Source organism: Halorientalis pallida (genome assembly GCF_004118325.1).
Classification (GTDB): Archaea; Halobacteriota; Halobacteria; order Halobacteriales; family Haloarculaceae; genus Halorientalis; species Halorientalis pallida.
Genome location: NZ_RDFA01000004.1, coordinates 315,921 through 340,388, shown reverse-complemented (window position 1 = coordinate 340,388; position 24,468 = coordinate 315,921). Strand labels below are relative to the sequence as shown.

The 24,468-nt window shown below is 66.9% G+C and carries 20 protein-coding genes; 3 read left to right on the top strand and 17 right to left on the bottom strand.

Annotated elements, in window-relative coordinates:
- Window positions 1–330 precede the first annotated feature (330 nt).
- Window positions 331–936, bottom strand: a complete 606-nt coding sequence (locus EAF64_RS13185; protein ID WP_129069460.1) for a winged helix-turn-helix transcriptional regulator — start codon at window positions 934–936, stop codon at window positions 331–333.
- Between the two features lie 54 nt (window positions 937–990).
- Window positions 991–2,166: an SPFH domain-containing protein gene (locus EAF64_RS13180; protein ID WP_129069459.1), complete on the bottom strand. Its 1,176-nt coding sequence runs from the start codon at window positions 2,164–2,166 to the stop codon at window positions 991–993.
- Between the two features lie 801 nt (window positions 2,167–2,967).
- On the opposite strand from EAF64_RS13180, the gene EAF64_RS21045 reads away from it, so the two are divergent.
- Both EAF64_RS21045 and EAF64_RS13170 read left to right on the top strand, forming a co-directional pair.
- On the top strand, window positions 2,968–3,537 hold the full coding sequence (locus tag EAF64_RS21045) for a hypothetical protein (RefSeq protein ID WP_193767675.1): 570 nt from the start codon (window positions 2,968–2,970) through the stop codon (window positions 3,535–3,537).
- A 117-nt stretch (window positions 3,538–3,654) separates the two neighbouring features.
- On the top strand, window positions 3,655–4,137 hold the full coding sequence (locus tag EAF64_RS13170) for a hypothetical protein (RefSeq protein WP_129069458.1): 483 nt from the start codon (window positions 3,655–3,657) through the stop codon (window positions 4,135–4,137).
- Between the two features lie 6 nt (window positions 4,138–4,143).
- Here EAF64_RS13170 and EAF64_RS13165 read toward each other — a convergent pair whose 3' ends face one another.
- The 7 genes from EAF64_RS13165 to mfnA form a co-directional block, all read right to left on the bottom strand.
- The gene (locus EAF64_RS13165) at window positions 4,144–6,915 is read right to left on the bottom strand and encodes a M36 family metallopeptidase (protein ID WP_129069457.1); all 2,772 of its coding nucleotides are present in this window, start codon (window positions 6,913–6,915) and stop codon (window positions 4,144–4,146) included.
- 252 nt (window positions 6,916–7,167) lie between these two features.
- On the bottom strand, window positions 7,168–7,755 hold the full coding sequence (locus EAF64_RS13160; RefSeq protein WP_129069456.1) for an NfeD family protein: 588 nt from the start codon (window positions 7,753–7,755) through the stop codon (window positions 7,168–7,170).
- Between the two features lie 45 nt (window positions 7,756–7,800).
- Window positions 7,801–8,055 (bottom strand): DUF7312 domain-containing protein, encoded by a 255-nt coding sequence (locus EAF64_RS13155; RefSeq protein ID WP_129069455.1) that lies wholly within the window; start codon window positions 8,053–8,055, stop codon window positions 7,801–7,803.
- 66 nt (window positions 8,056–8,121) lie between these two features.
- Entirely contained in the window at window positions 8,122–10,212 is a 2,091-nt protein-coding gene (gene metG / locus EAF64_RS13150) for a methionine--tRNA ligase (RefSeq protein WP_129069454.1), read from the bottom strand.
- A gap of 74 nt (window positions 10,213–10,286) precedes the next feature.
- The gene (locus EAF64_RS13145) at window positions 10,287–10,871 is read right to left on the bottom strand and encodes a DUF7504 family protein (RefSeq protein WP_129069453.1); all 585 of its coding nucleotides are present in this window, start codon (window positions 10,869–10,871) and stop codon (window positions 10,287–10,289) included.
- Window positions 10,872–10,939: 68 nt separating this feature from the next.
- Complete coding sequence (locus EAF64_RS13140) at window positions 10,940–11,491, bottom strand: YqaA family protein (protein ID WP_129069452.1); 552 nt, start codon at window positions 11,489–11,491, stop codon at window positions 10,940–10,942.
- An 87-nt stretch (window positions 11,492–11,578) separates the two neighbouring features.
- The gene (gene mfnA, locus EAF64_RS13135) at window positions 11,579–12,631 is read right to left on the bottom strand and encodes a tyrosine decarboxylase MfnA (protein WP_129069451.1); all 1,053 of its coding nucleotides are present in this window, start codon (window positions 12,629–12,631) and stop codon (window positions 11,579–11,581) included.
- 125 nt (window positions 12,632–12,756) lie between these two features.
- Here mfnA and EAF64_RS13130 point away from each other — a divergent pair, with 125 nt between their 5' ends.
- On the top strand, window positions 12,757–13,494 hold the full coding sequence (locus EAF64_RS13130) for an SDR family oxidoreductase (protein ID WP_129069450.1): 738 nt from the start codon (window positions 12,757–12,759) through the stop codon (window positions 13,492–13,494).
- A gap of 34 nt (window positions 13,495–13,528) precedes the next feature.
- On the opposite strand, the gene ppsA is transcribed toward EAF64_RS13130, so the two are convergent.
- From ppsA to EAF64_RS13090, 8 genes are all read right to left on the bottom strand, one after another.
- Window positions 13,529–15,802, bottom strand: a complete 2,274-nt coding sequence (gene ppsA / locus EAF64_RS13125) for a pyruvate, water dikinase (protein WP_129069449.1) — start codon at window positions 15,800–15,802, stop codon at window positions 13,529–13,531.
- Window positions 15,803–15,920: 118 nt separating this feature from the next.
- On the bottom strand, window positions 15,921–16,820 hold the full coding sequence (locus EAF64_RS13120) for a PhzF family phenazine biosynthesis protein (protein ID WP_129069448.1): 900 nt from the start codon (window positions 16,818–16,820) through the stop codon (window positions 15,921–15,923).
- A gap of 58 nt (window positions 16,821–16,878) precedes the next feature.
- Window positions 16,879–18,336 (bottom strand): alpha/beta hydrolase, encoded by a 1,458-nt coding sequence (locus EAF64_RS13115; RefSeq protein ID WP_129069447.1) that lies wholly within the window; start codon window positions 18,334–18,336, stop codon window positions 16,879–16,881.
- A gap of 282 nt (window positions 18,337–18,618) precedes the next feature.
- Window positions 18,619–18,843, bottom strand: a complete 225-nt coding sequence (locus EAF64_RS13110; RefSeq protein ID WP_129069446.1) for a hypothetical protein — start codon at window positions 18,841–18,843, stop codon at window positions 18,619–18,621.
- A gap of 162 nt (window positions 18,844–19,005) precedes the next feature.
- Complete coding sequence (locus EAF64_RS13105; RefSeq protein ID WP_129069445.1) at window positions 19,006–20,037, bottom strand: segregation/condensation protein A; 1,032 nt, start codon at window positions 20,035–20,037, stop codon at window positions 19,006–19,008.
- On the bottom strand, window positions 20,030–23,620 hold the full coding sequence (smc, locus tag EAF64_RS13100) for a chromosome segregation protein SMC (protein ID WP_129069444.1): 3,591 nt from the start codon (window positions 23,618–23,620) through the stop codon (window positions 20,030–20,032). Before smc ends, EAF64_RS13105 begins: the two co-directional genes overlap by 8 nt.
- Window positions 23,621–23,644: 24 nt before the next feature.
- Window positions 23,645–23,974, bottom strand: coding sequence for a DUF7518 family protein (locus tag EAF64_RS13095; RefSeq protein ID WP_129069443.1), 330 nt, complete (start codon window positions 23,972–23,974; stop codon window positions 23,645–23,647).
- 109 nt (window positions 23,975–24,083) lie between these two features.
- Window positions 24,084–24,386 carry a hypothetical protein gene (locus EAF64_RS13090; RefSeq protein ID WP_129069442.1) on the bottom strand — a complete coding sequence of 101 codons (303 nt, stop codon included), beginning with the start codon at window positions 24,384–24,386 and terminating at the stop codon, window positions 24,084–24,086.
- Between the last annotated feature and the right edge of the window lie 82 nt (window positions 24,387–24,468).

Sequence of the window (24,468 nt, the reverse complement as noted above, 5' to 3'; positions counted from 1 at the left end):
TCTGTGGTAGTGTTGTCGGCCTCTGTTCACGGGCCGCGCGAGGCGGTTTCACCGCCTCGGATTCACGGCGCAGAGCGCCGTGCAAGGCCCGTTCGCGCGTCCCGAGGGATCCACGATTCCCCGTTGTCCTCTCGTGCCTACTCGTTTGCTTCGCTTACTCTATTGCTACGGGTGCGAAGTCGTTACAAATGCGCGGAGCGCCTTTCGTAATCACGAGAGGGTACGCTCTCTCGGACGACGCCCGTTCGAACGGTCAGCGTGACCTCCGGTCCCACACGACTTGAGCCGAAGGCTCCGTCTCGAAACTGCTGACCGACCGACACGCGCTTTCTATCCGTCGTACGTGAGTAGCGTGTCGGCCTCGGCCGCGAGCGCCGCGGCGTCGGCGCCGAACGAGTCGGCGTACCGGACGAGCAAGAGCATGATCGTCTCCGGTCGCTCGACGGCGTAGCCGTCCGTCCGCGACAGCAGACCCGCCGTGTCGAGTTCGCTCGCGTACTTGCTGACCGTCGGCGCCGAGACGCCCAGCCGGTCGGCCAGGCCACCAGCGGTCAGCTCCGGGTCGCGCAGTAGCGCGACGAGCATCCCCCGCGGCGTCTCCCGGCGCAGGTAGCCCAGCGCTACCTGTTCGAACCCCGAGAACCGGTCGGCCGGGAAGTACCGGCGGTAGTCGCCGTCCTTCCGGCTCTCGACGACGCCCTCACGGACGAGCCGGCGGAGGTGGTGCTGGGTCTCGCCGGTGCCCAGTTGCAGGTCGTCCCGGAGCTTCGAGAAGTGTGCGCCGGGGGTCGCGGCGACGTAGCCCGCGATGGCGTCGGGCGCGTCGCTGTCGCTGTTCCCGTCGGACTGGAAGCGAGCGAGGGGGCTGGCCGCGCCGATCGCTGCGAACCGGCGCAGCGTCGACCGCTTCGACTCGTCCACCCCCTCCTCAGGCATACGTGTCGATTGGTAAGACGAGGATAAAACGCCTTCGACTACTCTCCCGACCGATTACTTGCTGTCCGATTGCGAGTCGCCGTCGCCGGTGGCTCCGCCACCACCGTCGCCGCCGGCGAACTCGTCGTCCATCTCGTCGATGACCTCGTCGGGATCTTTGATCTCGGCGGGATTGTCGCCGTGTTTGACGGCCTGGGCCTGCTCTTCCATGGCCTCCACGTCGACCTCTGCCTCCTCGTCGATCTGTCCGAGGATCTCCTCGATGTCGTCGAGGCCGAGCATCTCGCGGGTCTCGGCGTCGAAGTCGAGGCTGTCGAGGGTCCCCTCGCCGTTGGTCTGGACGTCGCTGCCGGTGAGGTGCTTGCCGTACCGGCCGACCAGCGAGGACAGCTCCTGGGGCAGGACGAACGTCGTCGACTCGCCCTGGCCGATGTTCTCCAGGGTTTCCATCCCCTTCTCGATGACGGCGCGTTCGCCCATCGATTCGGCGGATTTTGCCCGGAGGACGGTCGAAATCGCGTCACCCTGCGCTTCGAGGATCTGACTCTGCTTTTCACCCTGTGCGCGGATGATGTTGGACTGCTTGTCACCTTCCGCCGTCTCGACGGCGGAGCGGCGTTCACCCTGGGCTTCGAGGATCATCGCGCGGCGGCGGCGCTCGGCGGAGGTCTGCTGTTCCATGGCCTGCTGGACGTCCTGGGAGGGGTTGACCTCGCGGACCTCGACGGACTCGACGCGGATCCCCCACTCGTCGGTGGGTTCGTCGAGTTCCCGGCGGATCTTCGCGTTGATCTCCTGGCGTTTGTTCAGGGTGTCGTCCAGTTCCATGTCGCCCAGCACGGCACGGAGGGTCGTCTGGGCGAGGTTCGAGACGGCGCGTTTGTAGTCGTCGACTTCGAGGAAGGCCTTCTTGGCGTCCATCACCTTGATGTAGACCACGGCGTCGGCGGTCACCGGCGAGTTGTCGCGGGTGATCGCCTCCTGCCGGGGCACGTCCAGCGTCTGGGTCCGCATGTCGAAGGCGTACGTGCGGGAGACGAACGGGGGCACGAAGTTGATCCCCGGTTCGAGGAGTTTCCGGTACTCGCCGAAGACCGTCAGCGCGCGCTTCTCGTAGGCGTTGACGATCTCCACCATCTGGTACACCGTGACCACAGCCAGCAACAACACCAGAATCAGGACGATGCTGATGGTGCCACCACCGAGTTGCAGTACTATCGCGGGGAGCATTGGTTCTACCTTCGGACGAACAACAGAAAAGGGTTCGGTCCCGTGGGGTCCGGTGGTCTCGTCAGTGTTCTGGAACGCGTACGACACCGGACGGGAACGCAAAAGGGTTCGGTACGGTCGAGAAAGTGGTTCCGTAATGGTTGGGTTGGGGGGAGCGAAACCGGAGAGTAGCGAGCCGACGTGGGGGGCTCGCCACGCTCGTGGACAACGGAACCACTGACACCAGTGGTGACCAGCCACGTAGTCGCTGACAGCGCACTGTGTGATGTGACTAGCTTCCCGACCACCTCCCGGTGCCGGTCACGCCGGCAGCCCCTCTCGCCGCACGGGAACTGCCCGAGCGTGCGGCGTATCTCCCGTTCCTGTACGCCCGTCGTCGCCTGAACATTACATCTACACGTATGTCCGGGGAGGGTAATAAAGATTGGGTATAAGGACGATAATACGGGGATACACTACCTAACCGAGTATGTCTGTGCCCAAAATGGTTTAGAAAATCCAATTCTATTGCTGTGTGGTGACGGACGTGGCATCGCGTCGCCGCGAACGAAGCGGAAATCCGTTGCGTGTCAGCTTCGGCCGCTGGTCTCGAACGGTCCATCACCGGCTGTGGGGGTGGACCGGCCGTCGGTTCGGTCACGGAGTGGTCGGGACTGGAACGGTTGCGGCTGCAGTTACTGACGCCGAAACGTGGATAAGTGGTTGCTTCGGTCGGTGAACGACCGGTTCTGTTTATTCCCCTGTCCGACGTAGGTCGGACTCGCTCCCGGAAGGGGGCACCGCGAACCGGAGTGAAACCCAATGTCACAACAGCTACAGCCACAGCAGTCGGCGTCGACCGGATCGTCCCAGCAGTACGGGTCGTCGATTCCGGTCCCACAGAGCGGATCACAGGCCTACGGACAACAGCAGACGTCCCAGCAGGGACAGCAGGGACAGCAGGGCCGTCTCCAGCAGGGCGGCCAGCAGTACCCGTCACAGCAGCAGGGCGGTCAACAGCCATCGACCCAGCAGGGTGGCCAGCAACAGCCCGCGCCGCAACTGCCGGCCCCCAACCAGCAGGGCTTCGGCTGGATGAGTCTCGTCAGCCTGATTCCGACCGTGGTCGATACGGTCGGCAAGATCGCCAACGCCGTCAGAGGCTTCTCCGGCATGGAACCCCACCAGCTCGAGCAGACGGGCGCACAGGGCTGGGGCCTCGACATCGGCCGCACGCTCTCGAACCTCGCACCGAAACTCATCAACCTGGTCGACGGGATCCTCCGGTCGGCCCAACAGGGGTTCGCACCGCAGGGAATGGGCCAGCAGGGAATGAGCCAGCAGGGAACGAACCAGCAGGGGTTCGCCCAGCCGGCCCAGCCGCAGTACTGAGACGCGCCGGACGAACGGTCCCGCCGTGACGGGTCGACGCGGTGACCGTCCGCGGGACCCCGTCCCGCACACGTCGTCGGGGCACTGCTTCTCGAACGCACCGTCGTAACCAATGGTATGAGCCTCTGGGACGTTATCAGAATCCCGTTCGCCGACCTCCGGACGAGCTACTTCCAGCTGCGGAAACACCTGTTTCAGGCGCCGCGACCGAGCGGTCCGTACTACGTCGTCGACGTACCACTCGAGGAGGTCGAATCGGCGCTGGGTCGGGCGTACTTCGCCCCGAACTGGGAGTTTTCCTACTACAAGCGCGGTGAGGTGCTGAACCTGGCCCGCGTCGAGTACGACCGGGAGATCGTCGGCGATCGTCTGTTCGTCTGGTGGCAGACCCACGTCCGGGGCTGGCAGGCCCCCGACGGGTCCGTCGAACTCCAGGCCCACCGGGAACTCGAACCGACAGAAAACGGCAACGAACACATCGACGGCGTCGGCTACTCGCTCGAACGCGGGATGGATACGCTCGGCACCGTCCTGACCGACGCCGGCCTCGACTACCGCGAGACCGACCGTCCGACCGAGATCGTCGTGCCGACGGGCTGAGCCGTCTCAGGCCGTCGGCGTCTCCTCGAGGAGTCGCCGCTCCCGGTCGGTGATGTCCGTGCCCGTGAAGTCGATCGTGTCCGTCCTGACCGGCCGGGCGGGGTACCGCTGTGCGTTCCCGAACCGGTAGGCGTAGCCGTCGGCACAGCACAGCCAGTACCCGTTCCCGTTGGGCGTCACGGCCACGTCGACGACCGGCGTGTACGGCGGGTCCTGTGGTTGCCCCAGATTGACCGCGCCGCCGAACGTGACCACGGTCCCGTCCTCGTACGCGAGAAAGAGCCCGCGCCCGCTGGGGAGCGCCGCCATCGCCGAGAGCGGTGCCGACGGTGCGCCGGTCACGGTGTCGACCGCCGGAGCGGTCCCCGCCGACAGGACCGTCCCGCTCGCGTCCGCCAGCCAGTAGCCGCCACCGTCCGGCGTCGGTTCCATGTCGACGATCGATCCGTCCGCGACTCGGTCCCGGACGGACGGCGGCGACACCGCCTGCCCGTACGCGTGCACGTCACCGTTCTCCGTCGCCAGCCAGTAGCCGCTGTCGTCCGGCGTCGCACCGAACGCGACGACAGCCCCGTCGAACTGGCGGTTCGACTGTGGCGCGAACGCGGTCGCATCACCGAACGGGTAGACGGAGCCGTCGGCACCGGCGAGCCAGTAGCCGTCGTCGGTGTTCGTCCCGGCGATGTCGACGACCGGTGCTGGAAGCTCGTACCCGCCAGCCCAGCCGTGGAAGGCCGCGTCGCCGTGGCGGTAGACGCCACCTGCGTCGTCGACGTACCAGTACCCCGTCCCACTCTCGAGCGGTGCCATCGCCGTGATACCGCTCTCGGTCTCGTAGTGATCGGCCGCGACACCCGACAGCTGTGCCCCGTTCGAGGTGGCCAGCGGCCCCATCCCGAACTTCGCGAAGGCGGCCCACAGCCCGCGCCGGACGGCGTAGGCCACCACCGGCGAGAGTTCGCCCGACGCCGCCAGGTCGTCCAGTGCCGTGACGAACGCGTCCCGCAGGTCCAGCATGCTGGGGTTCTCGGGTGCGATCTTGCAGGCGTCGACGAACAGTTGCATGGCGAGTTCGTGCCCGACGTTCCGGTTGACCTCCAGCAGCGCCGCACACCAGATCTCGCCGATGTTGTGCTCACTCCCCGTCGTGTACCGCCCGGTTCCCAGGTCACCGAAGTCGTCGGGGAACGACTCGTCGTACCGGTACTCGCGCATCCCGTCGGGGTCGTCGAGGACCCAGGATCCGGCGACGACCTCGTCCATGAACGTGCAGGCGACGTAGTCGCTACAGCCCTCGGCGAGACCGCGGCTCTGCGGTGCGTCGAGCGCCCCGATCAGCCGCCGGGTCAGGCCGTGTGCCCACTCGTGGCCCACGACGCTCAGGTCGAGCGCAGTGTGGCGACCGGTCCGGGTCACTTCGCCCAGTTGCATGATCGGCCCGTGTCCGTCGGCCACTTCCGTTCGCATGTTCGCCGTCCCCCAGACACGGCCCGGGAAGATTCGGGTCCGGACGTGATCCCCTGGGACGCCGCGTCCCTCCCGGTTTCGCTGCTGGAAGTTGCCGTCTTCCTCCCGGAACCCGAGCAGGTAAAAGTAGTCGTGCAGGAGATTACACCAGTAGAAGGCGTTCACGGCGAACTGGTCGCTCCCGTCGGCGTCGTCGGGATCGAACGTCAAAACGCCGTCGCGATCGGTCCCGGCGGCGTACTCCCAGCCGCCGTCCACCGTGACCTGTACGTCGACGTTGTTGCCCGCCGTCACGTCGCCGTCGACCCAGTCGACGGGGAATTCGCTTGGGAGGTCGTCCGGTAACACGTCGGTCGGGATGCGCCCGAACTCCTCCGGGAACGGCCGGAGTTCGCGATCCTGGCCGCCGTCTTCCGGGTAGACGTGCCCGCGTGCCCCGACTTCCCAGTGGAGCGGCTTGCAGTACAGTACTCGCTCGTCGGTCGCGTCCACGATGGCCCGATACTGCTCGACCCCGTTGGGCATCGTCACACGGACCTCCCAGGCCAGTCTGAGCTCCCCGTCGAGGTCGAACCACAGCGTCTTGCACTTGAACGGCTCACCGAACGGACCCGCGGCGACGAGTGTGGGACGCGACCGAATCTCGTCGAACGCCCCCAGCACCGACGGTTCGAACGCGTCGAGGTCGATATCCGGCAGGTCCATCGTCTCCCCGAACTCGTCGACCGTCTCGCCCTGCCGCTGGCGGGCCCCGACGACGTGTTGCACCGTCGCCCGGACCGCCGTCTCGACGCTCACCGATGGCGTCTCCGGGATCTCCCCGACCGGCGTCGTCACGAAGCGGCCGGACATGGCCGCGAGCCGTCCCGTCCCGTCGAAGTGGACGGTCTTCGCCGAGTCGAACACCTCCCGATCCTTGTACTCCTGGCGTACCGTCACCAGCGTCCGGTCACCGCTGGTGCGTGTCGGCTGTAACTCGGGCGCGAGTTCGGGCTCCTGGGCCGGGTCTGCCGTCATACCGAGAACGCCGAACTGATCGAGTTCACGGAGGGCATCGACGGCCCGGGCCACGTAGCTCTCCCGCTCCGGCTGGTCGGTCGGTCCGAACCCTGCGCCCGAGACGCCGCCCTCGAAGGTGAGCCGGCTCGGGTTGCCCGTGAGGTTGTCCACGGCGTCGATCAGGACCCGCTGGCCGGAGGGGAGCTGTCTCGACACGTCGGCGGCCCGGTCGGCCAGGAAGTGCATCCGGTCGGTCGGGATCGGTCTGTCGTGGGTTCGGCGGTCGACCTCGAGCGCGAACTCGCTACTCATGATGGCCACCCCACTTCGGGACAGTCAGAACACGGTCGTGGTGTCGGACGGTGGCTACGCTGTCCACCGGTGTGCTGGAATACATGCTTCGACCACGACCCCACTAGCCACGATTCGGGCTGTTAGTATTCTTGCGGAGCGGTCTTCGAATGGCCCGTCGCTGTCCAGTGATTCCGACGTAGTTGCCGACCAGCTGTTCCCCCTCTCGCACCACTCCGTGGCACGGTCCTCACCACCGCCGGCCCGCGCCGATCAGGCCGCGTCCGCGTCCGCGTCGGGTTCCCCGGTCTCGGCGTCGCGTTTGCGGGCCTCCTCCGCGAGTTCGCGGTCGATGTCGTCGGAGATGTCGTCGATTGCCTCGACGGTGACGACGTTCCCACCGCCGGGGTCGATGACGATGACTTCGGTACCCTCGGCGATCTCGCCGTCGACCGACCGGGCCCGGTAGAGCGGGTTGAACCCGCCGTCGTCGAGTTTCACTTCGCCGCCCGTCTCGGTGACGCGCTCGGTGACGCGGCCGGTCTGACCGCGGAGGTCGTCCGAGGAACTCGTCTGCCCCGTGCCTTTCCCGCCGTAGAAGTCGAACTGCCGGTAGCCATAGAGGGTGATTCCGCCGACGACGAGCACCAGCGCCGCTAGGACCAGCGGCGCGAAGATGCCGATACTCGTCGGGAGCAGGAGGCCGGCGATGCCGGCGACCAGGAGGGCGACGCCCAGGACGATGAAGTGGGCACCGGGGGCCAGCGCCTCGGCAATCACCAGCCCTGCCCCCGCGATCACGAGGAGCAAGGCGAGGTCCTGCCCGAGGACCGAGGCCTGTGCGAGCAACCAGGATACCATACCCGCGGGTAGGGCTGCCCAGGGGTTAAGCTTCGGGGTCGGCGGTCAGATCACGCCCAGTACCGCCATGAAGAACAGGACGGTACACAGCGCACCGAGCAGGACGAACACCGTATTCTCCATCGACGGCGACCCCGGTTCGAGCGGCTGGTCGAGGACCATCGACCCGGCGACGTTCCCCTCCTCTGCGTCGCCGTCCTCGCCGTCCTCCTCGTCGAGCCCTGCGGCCTCCTCGCCACCCTCCTCGGGCAGGTCCTCGAGCTCGAACTTCCAGCCGCCCTCGTCGTCCGCTCCGGACATACCACACCGTACTGGCCTCACGACCAAAAGCACACGGTCCGCGTCCGCGGCCGATCCCTCGACCGCCTACTGCACTTTCGAACCCAGCGGCGCGTCGTCGTGAGTCGTCAGCAGGTCGGCCTCGTCGCCGGCCGCCAGGATCATCCCGTCGGACTCGACGCCGAACAGTTCTGCCTGCTCCATGTTCGCCAGCAGGATACACCGCTCGCCGGGCAACTCGTCGAGGTCGTGGAGTTGCTTGATGCCGGCGACGACCTGTCTGGTCTCGACGCCGATGTCGACCTCCAGGCGGGCGAGGTCGTCCGCGCCCTCGATGGGTTCTGCCACCTCGATCCGCCCGACCCGCATGTCGAGGTCACCGAAGTCCTCGAACCCGATCCGATCCTCTGCCAGCGCCTCGGGCTCGAAGTCGGCGGTGTCGCCGTCGGCCTCGTCGTCCTCCGTCGCTTCCTCGACGCGCTCCTGGAGCTTCTCGTTCAACTCGTCGATGCGCTCGTCCTCGATCTTGCCGAACAGTTCGTCGGGCTCGCCGAATTCGGCCGGCGGGGTCGCCAGCGCGTCCTCGAGCGCCGCCTCGTGGACGGAGCCGTCCTCGCCCAGTTGGGTCCAGAGGTCGGCGGCCTTCCCGGGCATGACCGGCTGCATCAACACCGCACAGGCCTTCGTGAGCTGGACGCAGTCCCGGATGACCTGGGCGGCCTGCTCGGGGTCGTCGTCGGTGAGCTTCCAGGGCTCGTTGCGCTGGATGTACTCGTTGCCGAAGTCCGCGAGTTCGACCGCGGCCGCGCCCACGTCACGGATGCGGTAGTCGTTGAGCGCTGCCTCGAACTCGTCGACGGCGGTCTCGATCCGCTCGCGCACGTCGTCGCTCACGTCCACGTCGGGTGTGCCGTCGTAGTTGCGGTGGGCGAAGAGCAGCGACCGGTACGCGAAGTTCCCCAGGTTGCCGACCAGTTCGCCGTTGACCCGCTCGGCGAAGCGGTCCCACGAGAAGTCCACGTCCGTCTCCATCCCGCTCCCGTCGATCATGTAGTAGCGGAACAGGTCGGGATGGAACCCCTCGTCGAGGTACTCGTCGGCCCACACCGCACGGTTGCGCGACGTGGAGAGGGCTTTCCCGTCGATGCCGACGAAGCCAGTCGCCAGGATCGCGCGGGGTTCGTTGTAGCCTGCGCCACGCAGCATGGCGGGCCAGAAGACGGCGTGGTGCTGGATGATGTCTCGGCCGATCACGTGGACGATCTCGCCGCTGTCCGCGCCCGTCAATTCCGCCTCGTCCTCGACCGTCCACACTTCCTCCCAGTCGTATTCGTCCTCGCCGACCCGCTCGGTGTACTGCTTGGTCGAGGAGACGTACTCGATTGGGGCGTCGACCCAGACGTACAGCACGAGGTCCTCGGCCTCCTCCTCGTCACCGGGGTAGTCGATCCCCCAGTCCATGTCGCGGGTGATACAGAGGTCCTGCAGGTCGCCCTCGATCCACTCGCGGGGCTGGTTCTTCGCGTTGTCGGTGCCCTCGACGCGGTCGATGAACGCCTGCAGGTAGTCCTGAAAGTCCGAGAGGCGCAGGAACTTGTGTTCGCGCTCGCGGTACTCGGCGGGGTTGCCCGTCAGCGTCGAGACGGGGTCTTCGACCTCGCCGGGTTCGAGGTGGCGCTGACACCCTTCGTCGCACTCGTCGCCGCGGGCGTGTTCGCCACAGTAGGGACAGGTCCCCTCGACCAGGCGATCCGGGAGCCACTGATCGGCGTCGGGGTCGTAGGCGACCTGGATCTCCTTCTCGAAGACGTGGTCGCCGTCGATCCACGAGCGGACGAACTCCCGGGTCGTCTCGACGTTCGTCTCGTCGTGGGTGTGGCCGTAGTTGTCGAACTCGACGTTGAACTTCGGGAAGGTCTCGGCGTACTCCTCGTGGTACTCCATCGCGAACTCCTCGGGGGAGACGCCCTCCTCGGCAGCGTTGACGGCGATGGGTGTGCCGTGCATGTCCGACCCGCAGACGAAGGCCGTCTGCTGGCCGACGCGGCGGAGTGCGCGGGCGACCGTGTCACCGGTGACGTAGCCCCGGAGGTGGCCGACGTGCAGGTCGCCGTTGGCGTAGGGCAACCCGACGGTCACCACCGCGGGATTGTCGGTGGGAAACTCCTCGTGGCTCATATCCCTACGGTTCCGACAAACGGCCTAAAACCCGCCGGTTCGCGGGCGGGTCGACGCTACCGCTCGGCGACGGCCTACTGCTGGACGGTCCAGCCCCCCTCGTCCTCGCGGCGGACGACAGCGTCGAACAGCGTCGCGATGGTCGCCACAGTTTGATCGTCCTGGGTCACGGGGTCGAGGTGGGCGTGGACGGCGGCGTCGACCGCCAGACACCGGCTGGTGATCGTGTGGAGAAAGCGAAACACCCGGTCGCGGTCGGCGTACTGCAACAGGGACGTCAGCGAGTTCAGACAGACCGTGATGGGCTCGCCGTCCCCGTCCCAGCGGTCCAGATACCGCGAGACGGCGATGCTCGCGCCCGTGAGATCGCTCGTCGGGACGTGAGTGGTGTGGACGCCGGCCGGCGGCTCCCCGTCGACGTGTGACTCCGGGCAGACGATGGCCATCGACGCCGGCAGGGCGTCGTGGGCCGCCTCCCAGTGGTCGACGATCCGCATCGGGCGGCGCGCGTAGGAAAGCGACAGCACGCGCTGGCGCTCGGGGCCGTCACTCGAAAGCAGGTCGACACAGAGGTCGTTCGCCGCTACGTCCGTGCTCGACGCCAATACGAGCGTCCGCTGGCGATTCCCGACCGACTGGGCTGTGGTCCGTGATTCCATCCCCCGATCTAGCTGTCACTTCTACGGGGGCCGTCGAATAGCTTTCGGTCGTTTCGGCGCGAACCAAACTAGACGATCGCGAACGCGGCCGCCCCGAACGAGATGGTCACGAGGAGCCGACCGACACTGCCCGCGAACGTCGCCAGCGCGAACTTGAGGTAGTCCTCCTCGAGCACGGTGAACGCGTAGATCGAGAGCGTGTCGGGGAATCCGGGAACACAGAGGGCCAGCGCGAGCCCCACGTACCCCCACTTCTGGGCGAGCTGGACGGTCTTGCTCTCGGACCACTCGACCACGTCGAACCGCGACCGGCGCAGGAACCGGACCACCGGGCCGGACTGTTTGGCCTCCTGGCCGAGGTGGAAGGCGAAGACGCTCCCGGCCGCCTTCCCGAGGCCGCTGACGAGGACGATGAGCCCGATTTCGGCCGAGTAGGGGAGACCGAGATCCAGCGGCGTCGCGAGGACGACCTCGCTGGGCAGCGGCAGGATGAAGGCGATCAGAAACGAGTAGACAGCGATGATCCCCAGTCCCGCCGGACCCGTCGCTGTCCGGATCGCCTGTTCGACGATCTCGAACTGGAGGAACCACTCGAGGACCGCGAGCGTGGCGGCGGGCACTGGGCGGCACTTCCTGTGCCGTTGGCGTAAGCTTTCATATTTGGACTCCGGAGCACTCGGGAAATTTCGGGACTTCGCACTCGCTTTTCAGAACCAGTCGAGTTCGGCCACGAACGAGCGCAACATCGACCGGGTGACGTGGGGCATACAGACCACCCGCATCTCGCCTGCCCCGGTCTTGGTGACCCGCCAGCCCCGTCGGCGGAGGTCCTCCGTGACCGGCATCGACATGTCGGCGGCCACGATGGGGAGTTCGGGTTCGACCACGTCGTGACCCCGCGCGGCCAGTCGGTCGGCCAGCCACTCGGCGTTGGCCATGGACTCGTGGTACTGCTCGCGGTAGCCGACGGGCCACAGCGCGTCCATCGCGGCGACGGCGCTGGCGACGCCCGCCCCGCTCCGGGTCCCGGTCAGCGTCGCCTGGGATTTCGACTCCAGGTACGGCGTCTCGACGGCGAGTTCGTCGAGTAGCGACTTCGAGTGGGTGACCAGCCCGCCCGAGGGGATGGCGGCCTGCCCCATCTTGTGCGGGTCGATGGTCATCGTGTCGACGTCCGCGTGGCCGAAGTGCCACCGGTGGTCGGTAAAGGGCAGGACGAACCCGCCCCAGGCGGCGTCGACGTGACAGAGCGCGTCGACCTCGTTGGCCAGGTCGGCCAGTTCCGGGATGGGGTCGACGCGGCCGTACTCGGTCGAGCCGGCGACGCCGACCACGACGGCGGTGTCCTCGTCGACGGCCCGGGCGACCGCCTCCGGGTCGGCGCGGTGGTCCTCGTCGGTCGGGGTCGTCCGCAACTCGACGTTGAGGATGTCCGCGGCCTTGTTAAAGGAGAAGTGGGCGCTCTCGGGCGCGACCATGTTCGGCCGGTCGGTGTCGGCCCGGTTGCGGGCGATGCGAACCGCCTGGATGTTGGCTTCCGTTCCGCCGGAGGTGACGTACCCCGCGGGATTCGGGAGGCCGGTGACCGTCCCGAGCATGTCGACGGCCTCCTGCTCCAGTTCCGAGACCGTCTCGTAGGTGCCCGGGTCGCCCGGATTCGTCGTCAGAAACTCCTCGGCGGCCTCGCGAGCCGCTGGATGTGGCTCGGTACACATCGAGGAGAGAACGCGGTTGAAGTCCTGCGGTTCGACCCGCTGCATATTCCACCCAAGTGATGGCACTGGCTTAGGGGTTGCGCTCTGTTCACCACCCGCCACCGCAGTATATACGCTGTTTACCGCGACGGTACGAACGGTTAACAACTGCCCCGCCGTAGCCGGGAGCGATGCTACGGAGTTCACTCGACGGCGACACCGCGGTCGTCACCGGGGCGAGCGCGGGCATCGGCCGCGCGACCGCCCACGCGTTCGCCCGCGAGGGTGCGAACGTCGTCCTCGCCGCCCGGAGCGAGGACCGACTCGACGACCTCGCCGCGACCGTCCGCGAGGAGTACGACACCGCGGCCCTGGTCGTCCCGACCGACGTGACCGACGAGGCCGCGGTCGAGGCCCTGATCGACGCCACGATCGAGGAGTTCGGCGGACTGGACGTGCTGGTCAACAACGCCGGCCTGGCCCGGGGCGGCTCCATCGAGGACATGAGCACGGAACAGTACCGGACGATGATGGACACGAACGTCGACGGGATGTTCTTCGCCGCCCGCGCCGCCATCCCGCACCTCCGGGAGTCGGGCGGGACGCTGGTCTTCCTCGGGAGCTTCGCCGGCGAGTACCCGCGCCCCTCGAACCCCGTCTACGCCGCCAGCAAGTGGTGGACCCGCGGGTTCGCCAAGAGCCTCTCGGCGCAGGTCGGCGACGACTTCGCCGTGACCGTCGTCAACCCCGCGGAGGTCCGCACGGAGTTCGGGTACGAGGAAGGCACGCCGTTCGAAGAGCGGTTCGACGAGGGCGAGGCCAGCGAGCCGGCCGAGATCGCCGAGGCCATCGTCTTCGCGGCGAAACAGTCGCCCTCGATGGCCGCGGAGATCGATCTCTACCGGCGGGACAAGTTCGAGATCTTCTGAAAACCGGGCAAGAAGCGAGTTCGCGGCTGGCTGTCTACCGCACCGAGTCGAGCAGGAGTTTCTGCTCGACGCGTTTGACTTCGTGCTGGACGTCGCGAACGGCGTCGATGTTGGCCGAGATGGACGTGGCACCTTCGTTGACGAGGTGCTGGACCATCCGGGGCTTGGAGCCGGCCTGGCCACAGATCGACGTGCTCACGTCGTGTTCGCGGCAGGTCTCGATGGTCTGACTGATGAGATCGAGGACGGCGGGGTGGAGTTCGTCGAACCGGTCGGCGACGTTGCCGTTGTTGCGGTCGACGGCGAGTGTGTACTGGGTCAGGTCGTTGGTACCGAACGAGGCGAAGTCGATGCCGGCTTCGGCCATCTCCTCGACGCACAGCGCGGCGGCGGGGGTCTCGATCATGACGCCCCAGGAGCGTTTCTCGGGGTCGATCCCGGCCTCCGCCATCAGGTTCCTGGCCCGCAGCACGTCCTCGGCGTCGTTGACGAGGGGGAACATGATCTCGACGTTGTCGTAGCCCATCTCGAACAGTTGCCGGAAGGCTTCGAGTTCGTGTTTGAATACCTCCGGCGTGTCGAGGCTCCGACGGATGCCCCGGTAGCCCAACATCGGGTTGTGTTCCTCGGGCTCGTTCTCGCCGCCCTCCAGCTGGCGGAACTCGTCGGTCGGGGCGTCCAGCGTTCGGACCCGGACCGGACGCGGGTAGAACTCGTCTGCGACCCCGCGGACGCCGTCGACGATCTCTTGGATGTAGGCCCGTTCGCCGTGGTCCTCGATGTAGCGCTCGGGGGTCTTGTTCGTCGAGAGGATCATGTGCTCGATCCGGAGCAGGCCGACGCCGTCGGCACCGGTCGCCGCGGCGCGCTCTGCAGCTTCCGGGATCGAGACGTTGACCTTGACCTCCGTCGCCGTCATGGGCTTGACGGGGGCCTGCGGGCGGACTTCCTCGACGGGCTCGGTCTCGTCCTCGGTCTCGACGCCCTCGCGGATGGTCCCCTTGTCACCGTCCAGGGTGACCAGCTGATCGTCTTCGAGCGTGTCGGTCGCCCCGCCGGTCCCGACGACGGCGGGCGCGCCGAGTTCGCGCGCGACGATGGCGGCGTGGGAGGTCATCCCACCCTCGCTGGTGACGATGCCGGCGGCGCGTTTCATCGCGGGCACCATGTCCGGCGTCGTCATCTCGGTGACGATGATGTCGCCCTCGCCGACCTTGTCGAGCTGGTCGAGCTTGTCGACGATCCGTACTGCGCCCGAGGCGATGCCCGGGCTCGCGCCGAGTCCCTGGAGCAGGACGTCCTCCTCGTCCTGTTGGGCCGCGGTCGCGCCGGAGCCGTCGGCGGTCGCGGCCGACTCCCCGTCCTCCGAGATCGTGGTGATCGGCCGGGACTGCAGCATGTACACTTCGCCCTCGAAGATGGCCCACTCCACGTCCTGTGGGGTGTCGTAGTGGTCCTCGACTTGCTCGCCGAGTTCGACGAGGCGCTCGATCTCGGCCTCGTCGATGACCCGCTCGTTGCGCTTCTCGTCGGGCACGGGTCGTTCGTTCGTCTCGCCGGTCTCGGGGTCCTTTGCGTACATCGTCTTCTTGTCGGCGACCTCCACGTCGGTCACCGCGCCGCTCTCCCGATCGATCACGTAGTTGTCGGGGGTGACCGAGCCGGAGACGACGCCCTCGCCGAGTCCCCAGGCGGCCTCGATGATGACCTTGGGTTCGCCGGTCGAGGGGTGAGACGTGAACATCACACCCGACTTCTCGGCCTCGACCATCTGCTGGACGACGACCGCGATGTCGACCTTGTCGTGGGCGAACCCCTGCTCCTGTCGGTAGTAGGTTGCTCGCTGGGTAAAGAGCGAGGCCCAGCACCGCTTGACCCGGTCGAGCAGGTCCTGCCCGGTGACGTTCAGGAACGTCTCCTGCTGTCCGGCGAAGGACGCGTCGGGCAGGTCCTCGGCGGTCGCCGAGGAGCGCACCGCGACGAACGCCTCGTCGTCACCGATGTCCTCGTAGGACGCGAGGATCTCCTCGCGCAGGTCCTCGGGCATCGCCGTCTCCAGAATGAGTTCCTGTGCGCGGGCCTCGGCTTCGGCCAGCGCCTTCGAGTCCTCCGCGTCCACGTCGACCGCCTCGAACAGTTCTTCGTCGATGCCTGTCTCCTCGATGAATCGTCGGTAGGTCCCCGCTGTGACGACGAACCCCGGGGGAACCGGCAGGCCTGCGGCCGTCAGTTCCCCTAACGAGGCCGCCTTCCCGCCGACCGACTCGAGGTCGTCTGCCCCGATTTCGTCCAGCCAGAGTACAGCCATATCCTCACCTGAGAAGTACAGAACACCAATAAAGAAGGTTCCGAACCGCGGCTTGGGTGCAACGCTTGCCGCCCGCGGCGGATCGGAACCGAATCGAGACGGTCCGAGACGGCCGAATTCAGGCTTCGATGATGTCGTCGTCCTCGGTCTCGGGAACCACCAGATCGCCGTCCATCGCGGTCACCGCCCAGCCGCCGACCTCGATCTCCGCGCCGACCCGAACGTACACTGTCCCCGGCCGGTCGACGAAGTGTCCCTGCTCGAAGACCAGCTCGTCGGGGAGGTCGTCGAACGCGTCGAACTCGCGCAGGTACGCCCCGACCGCACCGCTTGCAGTCCCGGTCACGGGGTCTTCGGGGACGCCGGCTTCCGGCGCGAACATCCGCCCGTGCAGCGTCGACTCCTGTTCGAGCGTGTCGAAGGTGAAGGCGTACACGCCAGCGGTGTCGACCTCGCGGCTCAACCCCGCGATGGCCGCCACGTCCGGGGCGAGGTCGCTCAGGTGTTCGAGGAAGTTCACGGGGATCACGAGGAAGGGCAGGCCCGTCGTGCTGCGCGCCAGCGGGAGGTCCGCGCCCACGTCTTCCAGCGCCGCCACGTCGACGCCGAGCGCGTCGGCCACACGGTCGTAGTCGAGGTCGACCCGCCGGATCTCGGGCTGGTTCTGGGTCATCCAGACGCCGCCGTCCTCGGTGACCTCGACGTCCAGCACGCCGGCCTCGGTTTCGAGGGTGTGGTCGCCGGCGTCGATCTCGTCGCGTTCGTAGAGGTACGCGTGGCTCGCGATGGTCGCGTGTCCGCACATATCGACCTCCGTCTCGGGGGTGAAGTAGCGGACCGCTCGCTCCGCCTCGTCGGAGGACCGCAGGAAGGCGGTTTCGCTCGCGCCCAGCTCCGACGCGATGGCCTGCATCTGTTCGTCGTCGAGGCCGTCGCCGTCGGGCACGACGCCCGCGGGGTTGCCCGCGAGCGGTTCGTCGGTGAACGCGTCGACCAGAAGCGCCTGTCGCGTGTTCATGCCTCCGGGTTCGGAGAGGGGGCGGATTAAGCTACCGTCGGTGTGTGTCCCGTTCTCGCTACTCGCTCCCGGCGTCGCCGGCCACCCCGTCGATCCAGCCCGCCAGGTCCGAAACGACCGTCTCGGCCACGTTGTCCTGCTCGTAGTAGTCGGCCGGGCGCGACGGCCCCTCGCCCGGCATGAACAAGTGGTCCAGGCTCGGGTACTCATCGAACCGGACGGAGTCGCGCCCACCGAGGGCGTCCCGCCAGCGCCCGAAGTCCGCTTCGGGATCGACCTGGTAGTCCCGGCCGCCCTGGAGGAGGAAAGTCGGGAGCGACAGTCCCTCCGCCGTCTCGACCTGGTCGTACGTGGCGAGGCTGTTCCACCAGGAGCGACCCTGGCCGAGCACCGTCTCCTCGGGGCCCATGTCGCCCGACTGTGCGCGCTCCATCTGCTGGCGGAGGTCCTCGAGGTACGCCCGTTCGGCATCGGTTACGGTGCCGTCGAGGTCGGCCAGGTACTCGTTTTGCACGACGACCAGATCCGCCAGGGGACGAGCCGGGGCCGCGAGCATCGCGATACCGGCCAGGGTCCCGCCGCGGGCGGCGATCCGGGGCGCGACCATCCCGCCGAGGCTGTGGCCGACCACGACTACGTCGTCGTCGGCGACGCGGTCCGCGTTCCGAAGGACGTCGACGGCCGCGAGCGCGTCGTCGGTGACCACGCTGTCCAGCGTCGGTTCCGTCACCGAACAGCCGGCGGTCCGCTTGTCGTACCGGAGTACGGCGATTCCGCGACTGGCCAGCCCCCACGACAGATCGCGGAAGGGCTCGTTCGGGCCGATTGTCTCGTCGCGGTCGTGGGGCCCCGACCCGTGGACGAGGACCACGCCCGGAACCGACTCCTCGGCCTCGGGCATCGAGAGCGTCGCACCCAGCGAGCAACTGTCGGTCGCCTGGATCGAGACTTCCTGTTCTGTGAACGTCGACCGGTCGACGTACGCGGGGGCCTGGTACTCGCCCGCCGGCGGCGGCACCTGCAGGCCGGCGACCCGTCCCTCACCGTCGAAGGTGACGACGAACCGCTGTTGGCCCTCGGTGAACTGTCCCGTGAGAACGACTACGCCGTAGCCCTGACTGGTGGTGTACTCCGCGCGCGTGACCGAGACGAACGCGCCCTTGTCGGTCACCAGTTGCTCCCAGAGGTCCCGTAGCTCGTCGACGGTGACGGCCCCGCGCATCCGCTCGGTGAACGGCTCGCGCATCGCCTCGTACTCCCCGTTGGCCCACCGCGTCACCAGCGTCCGCGCCGCTGACTTCGACGCCTCGGGATCGACCTCCTCCGGGTCGACCGGCGTTTCGTCGTCCGTCGTCTCGCTCCCTGCCGACGTGTCCGTTCCGGGTGTCGCACCGGAATCGGTCGTCTCCGGGGCCGTCGTCTCACCGCCGTCGCCGGAACAGCCGGCCAGGGCGAGTGCGCCGGCGGCCGCGAGCAACTCCAGAAGCGTCCGTCTGTCGGGTGTGGAGGGCGGCATCTGCCGCTCCGAACGGATCGCTGAATGATAAAATCCGATGATCTGCCACGTCACATACCGACCAGCCGCTCGCCACCCCCTGCGCGACCGGCCCAGGGGATTACCGGTGTCCGTCGTCGCGGACGTACTGGAGCGCCTGGAGGAACTGCTCGGTGTCGACCCGGCCCTCGGTCTCGGCCAGTCGCTCCTGGAACTTGGTCGGCGTCATGGTCAACGTTACCATACAACACGAAGAATCATAGCTCTTTCGCCGGGCCGCCCGGCAGTGAAAAAAGGTCGCGATCACCGCGTCTCGGTCGCGCCGTACTCCTCCTCGGAGGCGGTCGGGTCGTTACCGTACCAGAGCAGGATCGCGCCCGCGGCCGCCAGGAGCGCGACTGCGCCGGTCACGGCGAGTGACACTGGCCACTCGGCGATACCCCACAGGTCGACGACGTACAACAGACTCAGGATGACGAAGCCCGCGGCCGAGAACCAACCGAACGGGCCGAAATCGTGTTCTGCCATCCCGGTCGGGACTACCACGCCGAGACGGTTAACCACCCGTTCTTGGCGGGCTGAGATGACGAGACCGACGAATAAGGGTCACTGAACGTCCGGCGTGACGACCGGTCGCCGACAGTCGGTCGTCGACTCGCCGTCCCGTCAGGACTGCCCTTGGCCGCGCGATCAGTCCGCGATAGCCTCTTCGGAGCCCTGTGCGGCGTTGGGGTCTTGCACCCACAGGTCGCCGAACAGATCGTCCTGCTGGAGGTAGACCTGCCCGCGGTGGGACAGGAAGAGCAGGCCGAGGAAGGTCTCCACCCGGGAGCCACCCGCGCTCTCGATCTCGGCGTAGAGGACTTCGTCGCGGCCGGCCTCCCACTGTTCGAGGCAGGCCCCGTACACGTCGTCGATGATCGCGTCGATGTCCTCGCCGTGGGCCGTCCCGGTCACGTCCGCAGCCGTCGGCTCGTCGTCCATCCGGAACTCGTCGCCGCTCCGGTAGTCGAGTTCCTGGGTCCCGCGCTGGTAGGTGCCCGGACTGTCGCTCGTGTCGTACTCTCTGGACTCCTTCCACCAGGTGTCCCGTTCGGCCTCCCGGAGATCGCGCACGAGTTCGTCCAGCGTCTGGGGCATCCCCCGCGCCCGTTTCCGGTCGAGTCGGCGGTCCATCTCCTTCTCCAGCGAGGCGAAGGGATCGGCCTCGGGATCGATGGGCGTATCCTCGCCCATCGCCGCCGCCTCCCAGGGTTCGGGTTCGGGTTCCTCGTCCTCGTCGTCGTTGAGCATCGCGTCACTCTTCATCCGCAGGAGGACGCTCGCGTAGAAGAGTGCCCGCCCCGACGTGCGGAGGTCGGCCTCGTCCAGCCGGTCGAGGAACTTGTCGGTCACCGTCACGATGTCGATGTCCCACGGTTCGATCTCGTCGTCCTTGGCGAGCTGGACCAGTACCTCGACGGGCTGGACGTCGTCCTCGTCTTCCTCACCCGGCGGCTTCGGTCTGTCGACGGCAGGGGCGTCGGTTTCCGCGTCGTCGCCGTCCGCGGCCTCGCTTCCATCGTCACCGCCGAGCATCGACGACGCGTCGTCGGGTCGCTCCCGATCTTCGTGCCCGGCGATGTTCAACGGGATGTCGTCGTCCCCGCTGTCTCGCGGGTCGCTCTGCTCCCCGCTCGACGGTCCGGAGGGCTCACTCCGTTCGCCCTCCCTATCAGTCATCCGCGGGCACCTCCTCGTCGCCGTCGCCACCGATCTCGCTCAGGTCGATCCCGGTCACGGCGGAGATGTTGTCCTCCTGCATCGTGACGCCGATGGCTCGTTCCGAGCGCTCCAGCAGTGCCGAGCGGTGGGAGACGACGACGAACTGTGCGTCGCCGGCGAGTTCGTCGACCATCTCGCCGACCATCTCGGCGTTGGCCGCATCGAGGAAGGCGTCCACCTCGTCCAAGGCGTAAAAGGGCGCGGGGTTGTACCGCTGGATGGCGAAGATGAACGCGAGCGCGGTCAGGGACTTCTCCCCGCCGGACATCGCCGCCAGCCGCTGGATCGGCTTGTCCTTGGGCTGGGCCTTCATCGTCAGCCCGCCGTCGAACGGGTCGTCCTCGTCTTCGAGGTGCAGCGTCCCGGTCCCGTTCGAGAGTCGCTGGAAGATGTCCTCGAACTGCTCGTTGATGCCTTCGTAGGCATCCATGAACGTCTCCTTCTTCCGGGCCTCGTAGGTCTCGATCCGGTCGCGGATGCCGTCGGCCTCCTCGACCAGCGTCTCCTTTTTTCCTTCGAGGTCGTCGAGGTCGTCGGCCACCTCGTCGTACTCGTCGATGGCGAGCATGTTGACCGGTTCGAGCTGCTCCATCTCGGTTTCGAGGCGGTCGATCTCGCGTTCGACCTCGTCGTGGTCGGGCACGTTCTCGGGGTCGTAGTCGCCGACTTGCCCTTCGAGTTCGTCGACCTCCCACTCCAGGCGGTCTTCCTCCTCGCGGCAGTCCGCGAGATCGTCCTCGACGCTGGTGACCTTCGACTGCTGTTCGTCACGGACCTGCTTCGCCTCCTTGAGGTCGGCCTTGAGGTCCTCGCGCTCGTCTTTCAGGTCCGCGAGTTCTTCTTCCAGGTCCGCGACCGCTGCCTCCTTCTCTTCGAGCAGTTCCGTCTGTTCGTCGATCTTCGCCTCCAGCTCCTCGATCTTCTCCTCCTGCTCGGCCTTGCGGTTCTGGGCCGCCTCGATGTCGTCGTGGAGTTCCTCGATGGCGTCCTCGGCGTACTGCTTTTCCAGTTGCAGTTCGTTCAGGTCCCCGTCGAGGTCGTCGCGCCGTGCTTCGAGATCGGCGATCTCCTCGCGCACCTCGTCGGCCTGACTCGTCAGCGTCGGCAGTTCCGAGTCTTCGATCTCGCTCTCTAGCTCGGCGATGTCGTCCTCGATGGCCTGGATCTCTGCCGTCCGCTCCTCGATCTCGCCTTCGAGTTCGTCCATCCGGTCGGAGACCTCCTCGCGGTCGTTCTCGATCTCGTCGAGTTCCGCTTCCAGCCGCTCGATCCTCTGCTCGGTCTCGTCGTGTTCGGTCTCGAGCGCCTCGATCTCGCTCTCGATCTCCCGGACCTGCTCCGCCGCGTCGCTCTTTCGGTCGCGGGCGTCGTCCAACCGGTTCTCCACGTCCCGGAGGTCCGACCGGATCGACTTACGCTCGTCTTCGAGGTCGTTGATGCGGGCGGCGACCCGTTCGAGCTGGCCCTGCCCGCCCGAGAAGGAGTACCGGGTCCCCTTCGAGGACCCGCCGGTCATCGCACCGGACTTCTCGACCAAATCACCCTCGAGGGTGACCATCCGGAACTTCCCCATCAGGTCCCGGGCGGTGTCCATGTCCTCGACGATCACAGTGTCGCCCAGCACGTACGAGAAGATGCCCGCGTACTCCTGGTCGAAGTCGACCAGGTTGTAGGCGAAGTCGACCACGCCGTCGTGGTTGGGCAGGCTCGACAGCGACCGCTGTTGCATCTTCGTGATCGGCAGGAACGTCGCCCGCCCGGCGTTGCGCGATTTCAGGTACTCGATGCAGTGTTGCCCGATGCCGTCGTCGTCGACGACGACGTGAGCCAGTCGCCCCCCGGCCGCCGTCTCACACGCAGTCGCGTACTCGGGATCGACGCCACCCAGCTGGCCGACCGTCCCGTGGACGCCGTCGATCCCGCCGTTGAGGATCGTCGTCACCGCCCGGCCGTACGAGGAGTCACCGTCCTGTCCGGCCTTGGCTTCGAGTTCGGCGTACTCCTGCTGTTTGGCCGAGATCTCGTCCTCGACGTCGTCGAGGTCGGACTGCAGTTCGCGTTTCTCCTGTTTGAGGTCCTCGACGACGCCCGAGATGGTCGCGCGGTTCTCCGCCGCCTTCTCCAGCTCGTCCTCCAGATCGGAGATCTCGGCGTCGATATCGGGGAGGCGAGCCTCCGCCTCCTCGATGGCCTCCTCTTTCTCGCGCTGCTGGTTCGAGCGCCGGCGCGCCTCGTCCAGCAGACGGTCCTGCTCGCGCTGGAGGTCGTTTTTCTCGCTTTTCTCCTCTTCGAGCGCGGCCCGTCTCTCGTCGAGTTCGTCTTTGACCTCCTCGAACTCCGCGCCGACCTCTTCGATGCGTTCTTCCAGTCCGGCGAGTTCGTCCTCTTTCTCCTGGATGTCGGCTTTGACGCCGGACTTGGCGACCTTTGTCTCGCGGATGTCGCCTTCGAGGTCGTCGATCTCCTCTTGCTTCCGGTCGATCTGGACGAACGCCTGTCGGCGCTCGTTCTCGGCGTCCTCGATCTTCGCCTCGGCGCTGTCGACGGCGTCTTCCAGCCGGGAGATCTCCCCTTTGACTTCCTCGATCTCGCGTTTGATCCGTAACTGCTCGTCCTCGCCTTTGCGCTCGATCTCGGCGTTCAGGTCCTCCAGATCCTCTTCGAGGCGAACGACCTTCCCCTGGCGCTCGTCGAGTTCGCGCTGGAGGGTCTCCAGTTCGTCTTCGAGGTCGGCGATCTCATCGCGGACCGCGTCGAGTTCCGCACGTTTGTCCTCCAGTTCGGCGGCCTTCCGATAGGACTCGTACTCCTCTTTCTCCTCCCGGAGGTCCTGGTATTCGAGGGCGGTTTCGCGTTCGTCTTCGAGCTGGTCGAGGCGGTCCCGCTTCTCCTCGATCCGGAGCTGGGCCTCCTCGATGCGTTCCTCGACGACTTCCAGTTCCTCGAAGGCGTCTTCCTTCTTGGCGTCGAACTGGGCGACCCCGGCGATCTCGTCGATGATCTCCCTGCGCGCGTGCGGGGTCATGTTGATAATCTCGGTCACGTCGCCCTGCATGACGACGTTGTACCCCTCGGGCGTGACGCCGGCCTGGGCCAGCAGGTCCTGGATGTCCGAGAGGTTGACCGAACGGCCGTTGATGTAGTAATAGGAGTAGTAGTTGTCCTCGGTCTCCTTGACGCGGCGCTTGATGGAAATCTCCGAACAGTCGCCCACGTCTTCCGTGCCGGCGGCGTTGACGACGGTCCCCCGTTCGAGGGTGCCGTCGCCGTTGTCGAGGATGACTTCGACGCTCGCTTCGCGTTCCTCGTCGCCCTCACGCTCGCCGTCCTGGTGACCGGGGTTGTAAATGAGGTCGGTCAGCTTCTCCGCGCGGATGCCCGACGTGCGAGCCAGGCCCAGCGCGAACAGAATCGAGTCGATGATGTTGGATTTGCCCGAGCCGTTCGGGCCGCTCACGGTGGTGAAATCCTCGTAAAACGGGATTCGGGTCTTCCGGCCGAAACTCTTGAAATTGTCGAGGACGAGCTCTTTGATGTGCATGGGGGTGCTCGTGGCCGGAGCCCGTCAGGCGACGATGATGTCGCTTCCCTCGGACTCCGTCTCGTCTTCCGCCTCGGCGGCCTCGGATTTAGGCGCTTCGGCCGGCTCCGCGTCAGCGGTCGGTTCCGGCTCCGGTTCGGGCGTCGCGCCGTCGGCGTCGCGTTCCGCCGGGGGCGTCGACGACCCGACGCCGCTCCCGTCGATGGTGTCCAGTCCGACTTCGGCGTCGACGACGTTCTCCAGCTCGCGAATGCGGACCTTGCACTCGACGAGTTCGTCGGTCAGGCCGTCGACCGTCGCCTCAAGCTCGTTTACGCGCGATTCGAGTTCCTCGACGCGATTGCCGCTCGCCATAGGGATACAGCCCGTCCCTGTCGGCATAAAGTTACGTCAGACATTCACATAGCTTCTGATAGGAACGCGGCTGGTGAAAACGGGGTCGGCGGGGCGGGCAGCGGGTCCCTTACGCGTCGTCGGTCTCGACCGTGATCGGTTCGTCCGGTTCGTCGATCGTCTCGGCTTCGTCACCCTCGCTGGCCCGGTCTTCCAGCAGGAGGCCGACGCCGCCGGCCGCGAGCATCCCGACCCCTGCAGCGCGGACCGAGCGGACGTACCACGGTTTCGGCTCCAGTTCGTCGGCGTTCTCGAAGGCCATTCCCCACAGCTTGGCGTTGAGCTTGATGTTTCGTTTCGGGCTGGCGGCGGCCAGTAGTCCCTGAACGAGTAACCAGCCGTAACTCAGGCGGCGCAGTTTGTCACAGACCATACTGGAACTTGGGCGAGCACGGACAAGAAAGGTGCGTCTGCGGTCGCCCGCGGCGTGGCGACGGCCAGCACTCGCCCGGGTC

Coding starts and splice junctions, on each gene's coding strand:
- EAF64_RS13185 (WP_129069460.1), bottom strand. CDS start 936: ATGCCTGAGGAGGGGGTGGACGAGTCGAAGCGGTCGACGCTGCGCCGG.
- EAF64_RS13180 (WP_129069459.1), bottom strand. CDS start 2,166: ATGCTCCCCGCGATAGTACTGCAACTCGGTGGTGGCACCATCAGCATC.
- EAF64_RS21045 (WP_193767675.1), top strand. CDS start 2,968: ATGTCACAACAGCTACAGCCACAGCAGTCGGCGTCGACCGGATCGTCC.
- EAF64_RS13170 (WP_129069458.1), top strand. CDS start 3,655: ATGAGCCTCTGGGACGTTATCAGAATCCCGTTCGCCGACCTCCGGACG.
- EAF64_RS13165 (WP_129069457.1), bottom strand. CDS start 6,915: ATGAGTAGCGAGTTCGCGCTCGAGGTCGACCGCCGAACCCACGACAGA.
- EAF64_RS13160 (WP_129069456.1), bottom strand. CDS start 7,755: ATGGTATCCTGGTTGCTCGCACAGGCCTCGGTCCTCGGGCAGGACCTC.
- EAF64_RS13155 (WP_129069455.1), bottom strand. CDS start 8,055: ATGTCCGGAGCGGACGACGAGGGCGGCTGGAAGTTCGAGCTCGAGGAC.
- metG (WP_129069454.1), bottom strand. CDS start 10,212: ATGAGCCACGAGGAGTTTCCCACCGACAATCCCGCGGTGGTGACCGTC.
- EAF64_RS13145 (WP_129069453.1), bottom strand. CDS start 10,871: ATGGAATCACGGACCACAGCCCAGTCGGTCGGGAATCGCCAGCGGACG.
- mfnA (WP_129069451.1), bottom strand. CDS start 12,631: ATGCAGCGGGTCGAACCGCAGGACTTCAACCGCGTTCTCTCCTCGATG.
- EAF64_RS13130 (WP_129069450.1), top strand. CDS start 12,757: ATGCTACGGAGTTCACTCGACGGCGACACCGCGGTCGTCACCGGGGCG.
- ppsA (WP_129069449.1), bottom strand. CDS start 15,802: ATGGCTGTACTCTGGCTGGACGAAATCGGGGCAGACGACCTCGAGTCG.
- EAF64_RS13120 (WP_129069448.1), bottom strand. CDS start 16,820: ATGAACACGCGACAGGCGCTTCTGGTCGACGCGTTCACCGACGAACCG.
- EAF64_RS13115 (WP_129069447.1), bottom strand. CDS start 18,336: ATGCCGCCCTCCACACCCGACAGACGGACGCTTCTGGAGTTGCTCGCG.
- EAF64_RS13110 (WP_129069446.1), bottom strand. CDS start 18,843: ATGGCAGAACACGATTTCGGCCCGTTCGGTTGGTTCTCGGCCGCGGGC.
- EAF64_RS13105 (WP_129069445.1), bottom strand. CDS start 20,037: ATGACTGATAGGGAGGGCGAACGGAGTGAGCCCTCCGGACCGTCGAGC.
- smc (WP_129069444.1), bottom strand. CDS start 23,620: ATGCACATCAAAGAGCTCGTCCTCGACAATTTCAAGAGTTTCGGCCGG.
- EAF64_RS13095 (WP_129069443.1), bottom strand. CDS start 23,974: ATGGCGAGCGGCAATCGCGTCGAGGAACTCGAATCGCGCGTAAACGAG.
- EAF64_RS13090 (WP_129069442.1), bottom strand. CDS start 24,386: ATGGTCTGTGACAAACTGCGCCGCCTGAGTTACGGCTGGTTACTCGTT.